Annotated in this window: 3 protein-coding genes; all 3 read right to left on the bottom strand. The window is 57.9% G+C overall.

The genetic code is table 11. The annotated features are described in order from the left end of the window. Nucleotides 1-3: 3 nt before the first annotated feature. Genes AC097P_RS18420 through AC097P_RS18410 form a run of 3 tightly spaced genes read right to left on the bottom strand, consistent with a single transcriptional unit; the run spans nucleotide 4 to nucleotide 15,253 of the window. Nucleotides 4-918: a hypothetical protein gene (locus AC097P_RS18420; RefSeq protein WP_479611883.1), complete on the bottom strand. Its 915-nt coding sequence runs from the start codon at nucleotides 916-918 to the stop codon at nucleotides 4-6. After that, nucleotides 915-13,490, bottom strand: coding sequence for a two-partner secretion domain-containing protein (locus AC097P_RS18415; RefSeq protein ID WP_479611882.1), 12,576 nt, complete (start codon nucleotides 13,488-13,490; stop codon nucleotides 915-917). The genes AC097P_RS18420 and AC097P_RS18415 overlap by 4 nt, the downstream gene beginning before the upstream one ends. A gap of 50 nt (nucleotides 13,491-13,540) precedes the next feature. Beyond that, complete coding sequence (locus AC097P_RS18410) at nucleotides 13,541-15,253, bottom strand: ShlB/FhaC/HecB family hemolysin secretion/activation protein (protein ID WP_479612095.1); 1,713 nt, start codon at nucleotides 15,251-15,253, stop codon at nucleotides 13,541-13,543. Between the last annotated feature and the right edge of the window lie 373 nt (nucleotides 15,254-15,626).

Genomic DNA, 15,626 nt, shown 5'->3' with positions numbered 1-15,626 from the left:
AGGCTAGGCAATCAACCGGCTCCAGGGTGCAAAGTCAAATCGCCCCTCGGTGCGCATAAGGGTATGGGCGCAATACTCGTCTAGAGCGTCTCCGACGCCATCGGCCTCTAGCACACGAATGTTTCGAGTATCTCCGTCCTTGATGTGATAGACAACTTTGTCCGTGCGCGAATCCAATACAAAAAACTGATCGCCACACCGCCCGTCCAATCCGGAGGGGCGAGTATCCAAAAAGCATCGCATGCTGCACCACTCATAAGAGGATCCGTCGTGTGGATTTTGGTTTGTAACGTAAACGCCCGGTACCTTACTAATTATGTAATTCATATCCTCTTTTTTGGCCCAGTGAGGATCGAAACTAAAGAGCACATTCTCAATAGATGGCCAAAATGCATGCGGATGTAAGAGCAGTTGACGACTCGCTGACCACGGGCAGGGGAGCGTGTAAATTCCCCAACCTCCTGAAGCTTTGAACCAAGAGTCAACGATCGAGTGTGGCATAAAGTTGGAAACTCGATCATCAAAGTCAGCGTTGACCACAGGCCTTCGCAACGGATTAACAAATATCAATCTGCCATTTACTGTTAAAAATCCGCGAATGTCCAAGTTGTCCTTTGTAGCCCAGGGGACTGGAACCGCCGCGAACCATTTGAGGCCAACCCGCAAGTCGGACGAGTACCTTTCTAAAACTGAAAAACTTTTCGGCTGATGTTTTCTAAGTGGGCTTATCAAAAAGTCGCGGCCGCCATCCGTCAAGAGTGTCAAATCTCGACTGCCATCCTCAAGTATCACGTCGGCCGCCTTCTGTGGTAATAGTTCAGCAGATTCAACGATCTCATCAAAGTAGCGGCTCATGTCGGACAGCTGAATGCCTGACGCATGCCAATTCGAACCGTCACTCAATGCAAGGTAGCTCATTTTCCAACTACCTTGTTGATTGCGCTATTAATCATTTTTTGGATCTCTGTCTGCTGGTAAGCAAGATAGGCTTTGTATTCCGCCGCTATCGGTTGTCCATTCCAGGTTTGCCATCCTGATCCTACCCACTCTACCTTGCAACCTTTGGAACAGTTTGCAGAAAAAATCATCGGTTGCAAGTTGAGCATGTTATTCATTATCGACTCCTGAACCTCCGGTGAGAGCTTATTAAATCCAGGCATGTCATTCATGAACTTCTTCGGCAGTACGTGGTCAACAGAAACCCTCACGCCATCGGGGATTACTTCGGACTTCCCAGTTAACGGATTTATCCAGACCGCTTTACCATCCGCTCCGAACCATTGCGAGCTCAATGGCCCATAAGCGCTTGTAAAGTCGCAGCAATTCGCATTGTGTACCCACACACCGAGAGAACCAACGTGATAAGTATGGTGGTCCTCAACCTGGATGTTGTACACCGTTGCAGTTGTCTCAAGTGCTGCTTGCGATAGCACAACAATCGGGTGGTTATTGAGATCAACCAATGTCATCCCTGCTTCAAGCAAAGATGCCTTCCGCCACCCATGGTCCGTTACCCAGAAAGGGTGTTCGCTTGTGGTGTGAAGAATGTCTGTATCGCCATTGCCATTTTTAACTGATATTTCGTAGATGGCTTGATCTTGCGTTGCCTTGGTGGCGACAACTGGGCGGCACCCTACTTCTTGGGTATGTTCATCACGAGAAAGAATCAGATCGCCATCGCATAAAGTCTCGATTGCTTTGGGACCGTTCGCGGTTTGTACAAGCGTCCCTGCTACGAAACATGCGGTTCCTGTCGAGCAGACGGCTACATCAGCCTTGATCGCTGTGCTCGCCAGATTCTTCTCTACACTCTTGATTTCTGTGATCCGTTGCTCTAACTTGGATATAACTTTTGCCGTACCCAAGACTGCTAGTGTCGCACCGCCCAGTGCATCGCCAGAAAGTATGTCGGCAATAGCAATACCAGCTTGATTTGCGCAATAGATGGGGCTGGCAGCACATGCCTCGGCCGTTAGCTTGGCCGCGGTCGCCAAGGCCGGAGCGGCCTCAATCAAAGTTTTGACCAGAGGCGTTCCAACCAAAGCTGTGCCAAAAAGCACCAGTGCTTTTTTCTGCTCCTCGCCTTTAAGAGAAATGATATGTGAATCACAGGCGGTATAACTCATGCCGCCACAAACCCGTGTGCGAACGTCTGCCATCTTCTCGGCTAACTTGATATCTGAGAATACGGCGTTTGCACCTGTAACAACTGTACCGTTGCGTGCTAGCACGGCGCGATTTTCAAATTCCTGTGCTGCTCCGCCGACGCCAGGGACTGATACCTCAGCAATCGAAGCTGCGTCTTTTGTCGCATTAGCAACACATTGCGAATCGCCATGCAAGATGCAGTTCTGAACCTCTTGTATGTTGCCATTTGAAAGCGCCAGGTATTTGTCGACAATAGCCTTCGCTGCGTCGTCAGAACACCCGCCCGGCTTTGATTTGCATTTGTCGAACTCCTTTTGCATTGCTTCTGCTTGGCCATGCTTCAAGAAATTATTTACCGTTGCATTCATTGCCGTAGCGCCGCCGGCGGGCCCCGCCACCGCTATACCCACTGCCGTCCCCGCAATGGCAGTCAGCGTTTGCCTCAACGGCTCGGGTAGGTCCGTCGCCTTAATCTGCTCCGCAATCAGCGGCACTAGGGTCTGGCTGGTTGCCGCCCCTACCGCCCCTGGGGTTCCACCAGATAAGCCCCCCACAATGGTGTGCAGGGCAACGCGGGCAGGACCACCTTCAGCCCATTTCGCGCGTTCTTCATCGGTGGTCGCCGCCTTGTACATCTTGTCCGCGTAGTCACCCACCGCCTTGGGGGCCATCTGACCAAAGGTCTGGGTCAAAGAAACCTGAGCATTGACGTCATTCTTGACTTTGTCCTTGTCAAAAATCGGCGTCAATGCCGTGCTGGTGTCTCCAGTACGCACGTCGGTATTGCCCGCAAAACCTGTAATGCCCGCCACCGTCGTGCTGGCTGAGCTACCGCCGGCGGAGCCGACGCCCGTACTACCGGTAATCTTGCTGCCGCCTTTGTTGTCATTCACCGCCTTGTTAATGGCCGCTTGGTCGATGCCATTAGCCTTCATAGCTTGCTGTGCAGCAGGGCTGCTCTGATCACCAATAGTGGTGCTGATGCCGGCCGTTAAGTTGATGCCGCTGGCACTATAGTTTGCGGTGTTGGCTATGTTGGTAGTTGTCGTGCCACCGGCGGCAGAGTAGGTGTTCAGATTCTTGTCCACCGCGGTTTGCGTACTGGTGATCTGACCACCTGTCAGTGTGGTCTTGCCACCGACGTTGACCTGGAAGCCACCGTCACCCGCATGGATACCTGAAGCTTCGCCCGTGCTCTTGAACGTGCTATCGACGTTGTTTTGACCCATGCTCACATTAAAGCTGCTGGCACCCACGCAGAACGGGGGTATGCACAGCTTCATGCCGAAGCCGCTGCTACTGCTGTTTTCAGTATAGGTACTAATGGCCTGCGGGCTGGCGATGAACAGGTCACCACCGATGTCTGTAGAGACGGTCTTCGCATTGATCGTGCCACCCACCAGTGTTGTATCACCTCCGCTCTTGACGATGGCCTTGTTGCCGGCAGTAATGGTGCTGTTGCTGAAGCTGATGTCCTTGCCATCGCCTTTGCCCTGGCTTTGACTGACACTGGCGTTCAACGTAAAGCCGCTGCGAGAACCCATGCTAAAGCCCACGCCGATGCTGGCGCTTGACCCACTAGACGTGAAGCTGTTAGTGCCGGTATTAGTGGCAGCAACGATGTTGACCTGGTTGTCCGCAGACAGTCTGACGTTGTTCCCGGCCTTGATGTTGCTGCCAACGATGTTGATGTTGCTGTCCGTCCCGCCGCCTGTGGCGGTGAGAGAAACATTACCACCCGCAACAATCGAACTGCCTGCGTTGGTGGTCACACTGCTCGTTTGCACAGATTGGGACTTGCTATTACCCAGGCTGACGTCGATACTGACGCTCGCCGCGGAGCTGGGATCAGATACCAGGCTTGCCACCTGCTGGGCCGTGTTGTAGGCGCTTAGCGCAGTGGTGGCAGTGCCCAATGCCTTCATGCGGGCGCCATTCACTTGGGTGGTAGCTTGCGCCATACTGGCCGTTTGCTGCGCACTTTGAATGGTACTGACAACCGGGTTGCTGATCGAAACGGTAATACCGCTCTGGCTGGCGCTTTGCTGGGTAACGTTGTCGAAATGCTCCTGTGCGGTCTGAACGTCGATCTTTTTGGCTTCAACGATCACGTCTCCCCCTGGGGCGGCGAGATTGCTGCCGACCTGGGTGAAGGTGTTTCCCGCCTTGATGGTTACGTTGCCGTTGACCGCGCCGATCACCGTTCCGGCGGCGGTCACCGTAGTTGTCGTACTGCTCTGGGATTGGTTTTTGTCGCCAATCGAGGTGCCGATGCGGTCAAAGAAGATACCGCTGGAGGTCGTCGTCGTCGAGTTACTGGTGGTGTTCTGGTTGAAGGCCGCGTCCAGCGTCACATTCTCTTTGGCCTCGATGTGGGTGCCTTTGTCCGAGATCACCTCGGTGCCGGTGATGGTGACACTCTTGCCGCTGGCAATAGTGACGTTGCTGCCGCCGTAGCTCGATACGGTGGACGTGCTGCTCCTGGTCGCACCTTCTTCGGTCTTGGTCTGGCTGCCAAGCGTGAAGCCGCCACCACCCGTGCTGAAGAAGCCGCTTTGGGTCTCTTGCTTGAAGTCGGTCGTGGTGTGCAAGTCAGTGCCGGCCTTAAGGGTTACATTGCCATTGGTGGAGTGCAGTAGCACATCGCCTGCTTTGTTCCCGCCGCTGTCGATCGTGCCAAGTTGAGCCCCGGTGCCGGTGATGTTGCCTCCGGCCTGTGCGGTGATGCTGTTGCCGGTGATGGTGCTTCCGATCTGCAGCGTATCCGTGCTGGTGTGGTGTTCCACCGTGGTCTTGCTGGAGAAGAGTCCACCGCTGCTGCTGGTCGACCCGACGTCGCTACTGTTCTTGACCTGCGCCGCACCGATATCAATCGTGCCACTCGCAATCAGGTTCACGCTGGCGTTCTTAAGCGTATCCTTACCGTTGGCGGCCTTTACCAGAGCCACGTCTTGGGGCTTCACATCCAAAGTAGTCACGCCGGCCTTGATGGTCGCGCCTTTGAAGTTGATGTTGCCTTGGCCTTCCACGTCGCCGGTCGCCGATATGGCAACGCTGAAGGGCTGGCTGCTGTCGCCAGCGCTGATCACGGTGGTTTTTTTGTTGGCCGTGGCAATGACGTTCACGCTACCTGCGGATTGCAGGGTTCCGCCGGACGTTCCCTGTCGTTCAATCTTGCGGAAGTCGGTGCTGCCCAAGGAGGACATGCTGCTGGCGGAATCCACATTTGCGGCTACGTTGACGTTGGCGCCTGCCAGAGTGATGCCAGCTCCGCTTTGGATATTGGCGCCTTGCAGGGTCAGCGTGCCGCCGATGGGGGCTGTGGATGCAGTTGCTGTTGTTGCAGAGCTATTGCTGCCTATAGCTTCGTCGCCTTCCTTTTTGGTGGGAGCAGGCGCGGCGGTTGCGGCCACAATGCTGACACCGCCGGCACCTTGGATATTGGCACCGGTCGACAGGGTAGAGGAAGAACCGCTCTTCTGATCCTGGTCGCCGTTGGTGTTGAACTTGCCGCCCGTTACCGTGGAGCTGCCGTTCGTCTGGGTCTGGTTTTGCAGGGCGACGACGGTCACATCCTGGCCCTGCAGGTTGATGGTGCCAGCGGCCCTAATATCGCTGCTGGTTATGGTCAGCTTACCGCCTTCACCGCGCAGACTGACTGCGCCTTCAGTAGCGCTGATGGTGCTGCCCACATAGGTGGTGCTCTTGGTGTTGCTGGCGGTGGATGTGGTGGTCGTTGCACTATCCGCAGACGCGCCATCTATCTGGTTCGCGAAGTTAATTTCCGTGCTGAGCGAGGTGCTGCTGCTTTGGCTCTTCAAAACCAAGGCGCCTTGTGTAACACCAGTTTTGCCGCTCACCGAGACACCCTTGGTGCCGCTCACGGCCACCCCTTCCAGGCTGACGTGTTGACCGGCCTGTATATCGACTATTTTGGTAGCGCTGACACTGCCTGCCGCCAGCGTCTGGGTTGAGCTGCTATTGCTATTGCCCGTCTTAATGTCGCCGGTGGTTACGCTAGTACTTGCCGTGCGGGTGTCGATCGCGCTGCGCAGACTCACGTTTCCGCCCGCATAGATGGCTACCGAGCCATTATTATCGGGAGCGTCCGGCGCGGCGTTGGGGTTCTTCTTGACCTTATCCGATGCCTTGGCTGTGATCTTGACGGCGGTTCCGTCGATGTTCCCATCCGCTTTGATGAAAACGGAACTGCCCTCTACCGTGCTGCCCTTGGTTTCGGTCGAGCTGGAGCTTGTAGTGGTGGTCGTCGTGGGAGGCATGCTGGCCAAGACGGAGCTGGTATCGCTATCCCAGCCCATCAGGACAGGGCCGGTGTAGCCACCGGTGGTCTGACTGGTTGTGGAGGAGGTGCCCTCGGTCACGGCGTCGAATTTGGCATTACCCTTGACCACGATCGCAGCTTGGCCGTTGACGGCGCTGAGCGTGCTATTAGTCATCGTCAAGTTGCCATCCGCGCCCAGCGTAAAGTTCCCGTTCTCGCTGATGAATTTGCCCCCGATGGCGCTGATATTGCCGACAGTTGTCAGCTGTGCGGAATCCACCGCGGCGATGGTTCCGCGGTTGTTGACGATATTTCCGCCCTTGATGTCCGCTACCAGGGTGCCGCCGGACCGAATGGTGCCGCCATTGTTGATCAGACCTATCCCTTGGGAGTCCAACTGCACCCACTCGCCTGCGGCCAGTTTGCCGCCGCTGTTATCGATACCGCCGGCAGCTGTGACCATCAGGCCACTGGTCGCATTGATAGTGCCCGCATTGGTCAGAGTGCCAGTCAGGTTCAGGGTCAGGTTGGTCACATTAATGGCGTTGGCCTGTGCGTTGAGTGCTTGCCAATTAGTGATGATGGGCCTGACCTGATTGGTCATCAGAGCTGTCCATGCGCCCTGCACCGTGCGCAGGTCCGGCGCCGGCAGGTCCAGCGTGGGACCACCTTCGCCAGAGGAGGTGCCGCCGCTCGCGCTGCTGTTGGGCGCGAAGTTACTGGCCACCCCTAAGTTTGACGGTGCTCCCACCGTAGTGGTGACGGTGTTGCTGGGGATGGTGGGGGTTTGTTGGCTCGCTACCAGAGCAATGTTCTGCAAGGCAGCAGCGTTTAACAGGGCAGGGTTCTGTAGCAAAGCCAGGACCGCTGGGCTGGCGTTGATGCCGCCCACGGTAATACCTTGGGCAGAGCTGATGCCGCCCTGTGCCGCGCCGGTGTTGCTCCTGTCGACTGTCAGATCTCCGGCGTTAATAGTGACGTTGCCGCCAACCACGGTGCCGGCGCTGGGACCGACCAGGTTGATAACACTGTTAGCGGTAAGGTATGCACGCGGCAGGCTGAACGACTGGACTTGGACTTCTTGAGGGGGCGCCGCCGGGGTAGCCACTGGCACACCTGACCAAATGACGTTTTGGCTGATGGTGGCTCCGCCACCCGTGGCATTGATGTTGCCGCTTATGTCACCGGCCACATTGGCGAAACTGCCAGTAAAGGAGCCCGCCGTGAACTTTGCGCGGTTGGTGACATCGGTGTAGCCAACCAGTGTGGCCCCTGTATATCCCGCGGGCGCGGTGGCGGTGTACTGATAACTACCTGCCAAAGCTATGGGATCGGGGGCAGTTGTGAATGTAGTGACCCCGGTAGACTCGTTTACTACGGCGCCCTGCCCAATGCCCAGATTCGTGGTGCCGTAGTTGAACAGCGTGCCGCCCCACTTGACGTTGGCTTGTTCCCAGGTTTTGCCAACATTGACGGTGATGTTGTTGGTATTGGCGGTCAGCAGGCCATTGGCCCGCAGCCCACTGGAGCCTGCGTCCCATACGCCTGTTGTGCTCAGATTAGCGTTGCCCAGGCTGCCGACGCCCGAGGTAACGTTGTCACCCGCATTAGTGAAGCTGGAAGCACTAATGTTGAGTTGGCTGCCGGCAATGACTACGCCCGTGCTGCCATTGGCAAAGCCGCCGGTGGAAGCCACTGTAATGGTCGATGGTGCGCTGTTTATGCCGTAGACGATTCCGTCGTTAGTGACCGAACCGGCAGTCACAGTGACGGTAGAACCGCCCAGGATAAAACCCCGTTTGTTATTGCTAACGCTGCCACCCATGCCGATGTTCAAGGTGCCATTGGAGCTGAGCGTGCCGGTATTGTTCAGGCTGCCACCGGCAATGGTCAGAGAGCCATCTGCCTTGATAGCGCCTGCGCTTGCGTAGGGGATGTTGGTGTTTTCCGGGACACCGGGTATCGGGGCTACGACATCGGCCGTATTGGTGATCGAGCTGGCCGTGATGTTTATGTTTCCACTCGCATGGACCTGGCCGCTGTTGACTAGGGTTCCACCGGTGAAGTTGATATTGCTGGCTGCAATGGCGGCGCTGTTGTTGACATCGCCGCTGACAGTGATGTCATTCGTGGCACCCACCGAGCCTTGGTTGGTCAGGCTGCTGGCGGTGACACTTCTACCAGCAATGGAGCCGCCGTTGCTGGTTGCGCCCAGGTTGACAGTTTGGCTCTGAATGACGCCGCTGTTGCTGGTGGTACCCAGGTTGACGCTATTCGTACCGACGATCTGCCCCGTGTTGCTGGTAGAGCCGGACACAGCCACGCTGGTGCTGCCAAAGACTGTTCCCGTGTTGCTGATAGAGCCGCTGCTGTTGACGGTTTGCGATGCGATCTGGCCGCTGTTGGCCAAGTTACCGCCGCTCAGGGAGATACCATTGCCGGCCTGAATTTTGCCGGCGTTGGTGCCGCCGGCTACCACGCCCATGGTGATAGTGGTCTTGGCCGTTACGTTGACGGTACTGTCAAGGTTGAGGGTGCCACTGGCATTGGCAGTCAGTGCTCCACCTGTCGTGATCGCGCTCGGAGCGCCTGCATTGCTGGTGATGTTGTGGGCGCCCAAGCTCATATCGCCTACAGACTGCATGCTGCCGTGGTTGACCAGATCAGCATTCCCAGCAACGGTCAGGGTTTGGTTTGTGGCCAGTACTCCGTTGTTGCTGATGGTGCCAGCCGTGCTTTGCAATTGGGCCGCGCCTACCAGCTTGCTATTGCCGCCCAACGTGATGCCATTAGCTGCTGCAATGTTTGTGGTGGTGCCGACGCTCAGGTCTTGACCGAAGGCAACGCTCCCAGTCGTGCTGCTGGCGTTGAGTGTGCCGCCCGCGACGGTGGAGCCGCCAGCCAACACGTTGGTCTTGGCGGTGACATTCAAATCCGTTTGGACCTGCACATTGCTGGCAATCTGCACACCGCCGGCTGAGCTGCCCAGTGTTGCGGATTGTCCGGTGAGGGCGCCTCCAACGGTAATGCCGTTTCGCGCGGTGGCTCCTACCGTGCCCTGGGTTGATACATTACCGCCGACCAAGATCGCCCCTTGCGTCGCAGTGGTGTTGATGTTGCCGTTGGCCAATAGGTCGGAGCCGACGCTGATGGCACCGGTAGCGGCCGTGGCAGTGACGCTGCCCGTGGCGGTGAGGCCTCCAGTGGGCGTACTGCCCAGGGTTTGACCGCCGCCACTGACGAGCGATGCATTGCCTTGTACCAGGGTTGTGCCGCTGTGTGTAATGCCGCCGCCAGCGCTTTCGCTCAAGCCTGCGCCGGACTGCACTTGGGCTTGGCTGATGTTGCCGCCAGCAATTACGGTATAGCTTCCGATGTTCAGCGCATTGCCCAATGTGACATTGGCCGTGCTGGTGAGCCTGGAGTCGCCCAGGCTTTGCACAGTAGCTGCGGCAATGTCACCGCCGGCATCCACTTTCAGGCCCGCAGCGCCGCTGGCAATGGTTCCTGTGGCGTTGACCTGGCCGGTGCTTTGGAGGGTGGTCGCGCCATCGCTGGCGATATGGCCCTGAACGGTAATCGCACCGCCGGCATTCGCAATCAGGCCATTGACGGCCAGCAAGCTGCTGTTGGAATTGATTTGACCGACGCTGGCTTGCAGGCTCATGCTGCCCATGGCCTGGGCACCCTGCACTGTAATCGTGCTGCCGGCCAGGCTTTGGTTGCCACCGCTGCCGACCACACCGGACACGGTCAGGGCGGCTCCCTGTGCGTCAATGCTGCTGTTGCCGCCGCTGGTCGCTTTGCCGCCCAGCGTGATGCCTTGGCCCTTGAGTTGCAGGGTGCCATTCGCTTGCGTGCTGCTTGCGACCTGCAGGGTACCGGTGCTTTGCACATTTAGTGCGCCGGTGGTGGCCAGTGCGCCGCCGATGTGCACGGTCGACGCGCCCGCTGCGCCCGTCTGGGGCGCGGCCACTATCAGAGTGTCACCACCGCTGAGCACATTGCCGGTGACGTTGAAGGCGTTTGTCTGGGCTTGCAGCACGCCGCCCGACTGAATACTCTGCGCGACGGAGACGTTGTGTCCCTTGATGTCCAAGGCACCGGCTGCAAGGCCCTTGTCTGCCGTGATGTTGCCGCCGGCCTCAATGTGCATGGATTCAGTGGATTGCGTCTGCTGGGCCAAGTGAATCGTAGTACCCGCCTTCAAGGTCATGCCAGCACCCGAAGTGGCAACGCCGCCAATGTCCAACGCTCCCCCGGTCGTGGCAACTACTCCGCCACCCCCGCCACTGGTCACATCGCCTGCTACCGAAATGCCGTTGGTGCCGCGCAGGTGCGTGGCGCCCGTCGTGCCGACGACAGAGCCATTGACCCTGACCTGCTGCCCGTCCAGCGATACGCTGGTGGCCTGCACGCTACCGGTATCGAGCGCGCCGCCGGCCGCTAGCGAAGAGCCGCCGTTGGCAGTCACTGTGCCGTCGACCCGGACGTCGCCGCTGGCGCTGATGCTCAAGCTTCCGCCGCTACGCGCATTTCCTCCGATATGAACCTTGCCGCCGCTGGTGATGCTAGCGCCATCGGCGACGCTCAAGCCACCTTGGGCGTTGACGTCACCGCTCATACTCAACGACAGGCTACCCCTCCACTGGCTTAGCCCGCCCGCTTGGCCCAGCGTGATGGAGCCGCCGCTTACTGCTGTAGCTGATGCGTCGATCGGTCCAATCAGGTCAATAACGCCTCCCGTCATTGCCAAGCGGTTGCCCACCGTGGTGGCGCCACCCAAGCTGATGCTGGATCCTCCACTCAAGGTGGCGTTGTGGCCCACCATCAGGAAGCTGCTCGGGGTGGAGGAGATACCGCCCGCTGTGAGGTTCAGGTCTTTGTTGACGGTGAACTGACCGCCCAGATTGAAGGCGCCACCCGTGACGTTGGCGCTGCCGCCGACTTGGCCCGTACCCGCTATCGTCAATATTGACTTGGCTTGCACTTCCAGATCTTTTGCGGTAACCAGCGTTCCAGTGATCGCGATGCTGTCGCCCTTCAGTCCGATGTTGCCACCTGCGTTCGTGTTGCCGCCTAAGCTGAGGTCGTTGCCGTTGAGAGTAATGCCGCCAGCCGCGGACAGATTGCCTTGGTTGCTTAGTCCGGTGGCGCTGGTGATGGACAAGCTCGGTGCCCCCGCGGCGGGACCTGAGAACAGCTTGCCGTCGCTTTGCATACCAGCAATGATGCTGGCGCCAGGTCCATTACTTAGACCGTTCGCTGTGATAGTTGTGCTGCCGCCGGAAGCGATAAGGCCACCAATCCCAGTATTGACTAAGGCACCGTTGACCTTGAGGTTCAGTTCTGCGCCTGCGTACAGGCTGCCACTGTTGCTGAGCTGCCCGGAGCTGATGCCCAGCTTGCCAGCTGCGTAGACACTACCCTTGTTGGCATTGCTCAGCGTCCCAACCGTGAGCTGCACATTTCCGCCACCGGCGATATGGCCATTGCCGTTGTCAAGCTTGCCAGCCAAGTTGATCTGCAAATCGTCGGTTCCGCTTTGACCGATGTTGCCGCCCGCGTTAAAAAGGTCGACAGCGTTGATTTTCACAGCCTTGGCAACGATCGTTGAACCTTCAGCATGCAGGGCCTGTCCAGTGGAGAGCTTCAGCGTCTGGGTGACAAAGATTTTGCTGTTGTTCAAGCGCAGGTCTGCACTGTTCGTGCCGGAGGCGATCGAGGCGTTGTCAGCTTGCACCTGGGCGCCGGTTAGGTTGACGGCTGGACCGTTCACTTTGAGTTCACCGGTCGTGATCAGTTTGCCCGCCATGGTCACGCCCTGCGAGCCGGTCACGGTTGTTTGAGCGGTGCCGGTTAACGTTCCGTCGGTCTTTAGACCACCGGCAATGAGCGACTTGTCGGTGCTCGTGACGCTGCCGGTAGGTCCGGACGCGGTCAAGGTTAGGTCTCCCTGTGCGGCAGCAGTGCCGCTATGGGTTTGGCTGCCTTGCGTGTTCAGCCGGGTGTTTCCAGACGCGTAGAAGCTGCCGCTGTTGGTAAGCCAGCCGTTGTTGGACAAAACCACATCACCGGCGGTTGCGCCGACCGTGCCCCCGTTGCGAACGCCTAGGCCAGCTTCGGTGCCGATCAAATAGATCTTGCCGGCATACATGCCGCCAAGCGCCGAGACGTCCAACGCAAAGGCGGGGGCGCCACTGACGCCTCCGGCTTGGGCTGAGGACTTTTGGTCGCCGGCAGTCGCGCTGGTGCTTGAGACAGAGCTTTGGGGGTTGGATGCCGACAGCACGTTGTTGCCCGTCACCAACCGCAATTCTTTGGACCAGATACCGGCGTTAACCTGTACCGCGCGGCTCAGAATGTTTGTGTAGTCAGCGCCGCCGGTATCCAGGCCTTTGCCGGTAACGGTAACCATACCGCTCTGTACGCGGAAGGAATCTAAGGCGCCACTGTTGACCACGGCGGTGCCGGTGGACAGCGTCACGACGCTGGCATTGATGAAGCTGCCGCCGTTGACGGAGATGCCCGCGGGGTTGGCGATCACGACTTCGGCCCGTTGTCCGGCAACCTCAATCGGCCCCTGAAGTTGGCTGGCTGAAGTGGAATTGACCTCGTTCAGGATGATGCGTGCCGTTCCCTGCGCCATCCAGGGGTTGGCCTGCACGTAACCTCCGACCGCAGTAGCGGTGCCCGTACGGCTGTTGTTGAGGACGGCGCCGTTGCTCTGAACGTCAAACTGGCTGTAGACATTGCGGCTGACCCCGGCGGCACTGGGAGTCTGGATGTTGACCTGTGGTACGCCGTTGGATGTGGTCAGCACGGTGGCCTGTTGGGTGCCGGGCGCCCGAGGGTCAGCTTTGATTTGCGCCTCTACGTTGCCGGTCAAAAGCAAGGCTGCGCTGACCGCCGCAGCTGCCGCGAAGCCACCTACTCCCGCAGCGCCTGCGGAACGAGTCTCGCCGCTTGCGCTCTTACCCTGTGAGGTAGCCGTCTCAGCGACGACCATGCGTTGGCCGCGGCGGGCGTTGAAGACGATGCGGTGAAGATTCTTGTTCATGGAGACGCTCCGTGCATCGGGTGCACGTTAGGGAAGGAAGGGAGGAATTTTTAGAAACTGGCGCTGAGGCTGAAGCCGGCTGTGGTGGTGGCTGTTGCGAAGCCTGCGGGCTTGCGGATCGGCCCGCCTACGAAAACCTCGTACTGCAGCTTCTTGATGGCACCGCGCAAGCCCACCACGGCGCCAGACAATGTGTTACCCAGCAGGGTTTCTGCACCTCGGCCACTGACTTCGCCGCAGTCCACACCCAGGTAAATTTGTTGGACCCCAATTCCCCAACCATGTTCGATGCCAGTGCTGAGGTCGTTACGCAGGGTCCAGCCGCGCTCGGCCGCCAGGCTGGACTCACCATCAAACCCACGCACGCTGTAGCGCCCACCGATTGAGAAACGGTCTTGGGCCAGTAGTCGTGTGCGGTTGTCTTGCACACGCACTGCACCGCTATAACGCAATTGCGTCCCCATCAGGTGGAAAGGTAGACCGACATTGGCATCTACCGTAGCGATGCCGAACTGGGCTGTGCCTTCGCCAAAAGCTTCTTCAGGCGCAGGCATTGCTCCGAAGTCCGAAGTGCCAATTTTGTAATTGAGGTTGGCCTCAAACGTAGCCTGGCCGATGAATTCCTTGTGTCCTACACCGACTTCCCAGCCGCCCATGACGCGGCGCTGGACCTCGACTTCGGTATCGTCTATGTAGTTGTTGCTCTTTCGCTGCCAGGCCTTGAGGCTGAGCGTGGTTTTACGTACTGCGTCACGGTAGACCAGACGCGAGAGTTTTACGTCATTGTTTTCGCTGGTACCGCTGTACGTGTAGGCCTGCGTCAGGCCAGCGATGTTCTGGAAGTACCGGCTAGTGCCGGAATTGACGGCCAGGGTCCAGTAACCGTATGGCAATGAATAGTGCAATGCACCGCCTCGGGTGCCGTAGCCCTGCGCAGTACTGTCTGCCAAGTCATGGTTCAGCGTGATGTAGAACAGATCGCTCAAGCCCAAGGGGTTGTCCAGCGAGAGCGTGGCGCTACCTTGATACTTGCCTGTTGCCTTGCTGCCTGCATCATCGGCCGTCACCGAGAAGCGGTAGAGGGTGCTTTGCTGGTGCAGGATGACCAGGTCGCTTTGGTCTGAATTTGTTTCAGACGGCGCAATCTTAATGTCGGCCTCTACGGTGGGCACGCGCTTGAAATTCTCTAAAGTCTGTTCGATGTCCCGTAGGTTCAGGATGTCGCCAGGGCTAATGGGGACGCTGTTAAGGGAATTGTTCAACCAAGCTCTGCGCTCAGAGCCTTCTGAAAAGCGGATGGCGCCTACACGCCCCGACACAATATCAATGGTCAGGCGACCTTTGGACAGGTCTTGTGGCTGGGCCGTGGCGCGACTGGTGACCAAACCTTTGGCTACCAAGGCATCTTGTGCACGTTTAAGAACCAAACCGATACCTTGTGCACCCAAGCACTTGCCTATGGGGGAGTCGTCATGTGACGGGCCACCGATAGCATTGCCGATCCACGCATATGCATTCGATGTGCTTACAGGGAATGCATCATGCACCTCGACGTGGGTGATGGCAAAGCAAGGGGACTCATTCGACGGCAGGCGGAGATTGGGCGCTGTTACTGGTGCGGCTTCTGGCTTGACCTCTCTGGGTATGCCTTGAAGCTGCCTCTGTTGGGCTTCGCTGCGCTCTTGTTGACGACGTAGTTCTGCAGCGGGGTCCAGGACTTGCTGAGCGTAGGTTGTGGAGGCAAATGCCGCTGCTATGCACACCGATAGAAGCGCGCGCGCGTTCGCTCTCGCCACGGTTGAACGTGTGTTCCGCACTAGGGACTCCCTGACTATTTGTGTTGGTGCCAACCAAAGTCAGCGAAGCCTGCGATTGTATTTTTTTGTAACAGAAGCTGTCTATAGGCTTACAAGTCCAGACATGAAGGTATGCAGGATTAGCAGCTATGTTTCCATGGCTTATAGTTCGTTGAAATAATGTTTCATTTCGTCTAACTCATCGTTTCCGTGAGCGCCCACAAGGGATTGCGCAATCCACTCACTGCCTAAGTTGCGTCGTAGGTTTATCTGAGTAACCTGCGTTGGGGTTGCACTCTAGAACATTGGTTGTTGGGTTTAGCAGACGGTAAGTTGTGCC

Source organism: Rhodoferax sp. ZS1R8 (assembly GCF_056521325.1).
The sequence above is the reverse complement of the archived record's forward strand: the minus strand, read 5'-3'. Positions and strand labels throughout refer to the sequence as shown.

Excerpts from the sequence above, each read along its gene's own strand:
- AC097P_RS18420 (WP_479611883.1), bottom strand. The coding sequence starts at position 918 with ATGAGCTACCTTGCATTGAGTGACGGTTCGAATTGGCATGCGTCAGGC.
- AC097P_RS18415 (WP_479611882.1), bottom strand. The coding sequence starts at position 13,490 with ATGAACAAGAATCTTCACCGCATCGTCTTCAACGCCCGCCGCGGCCAA.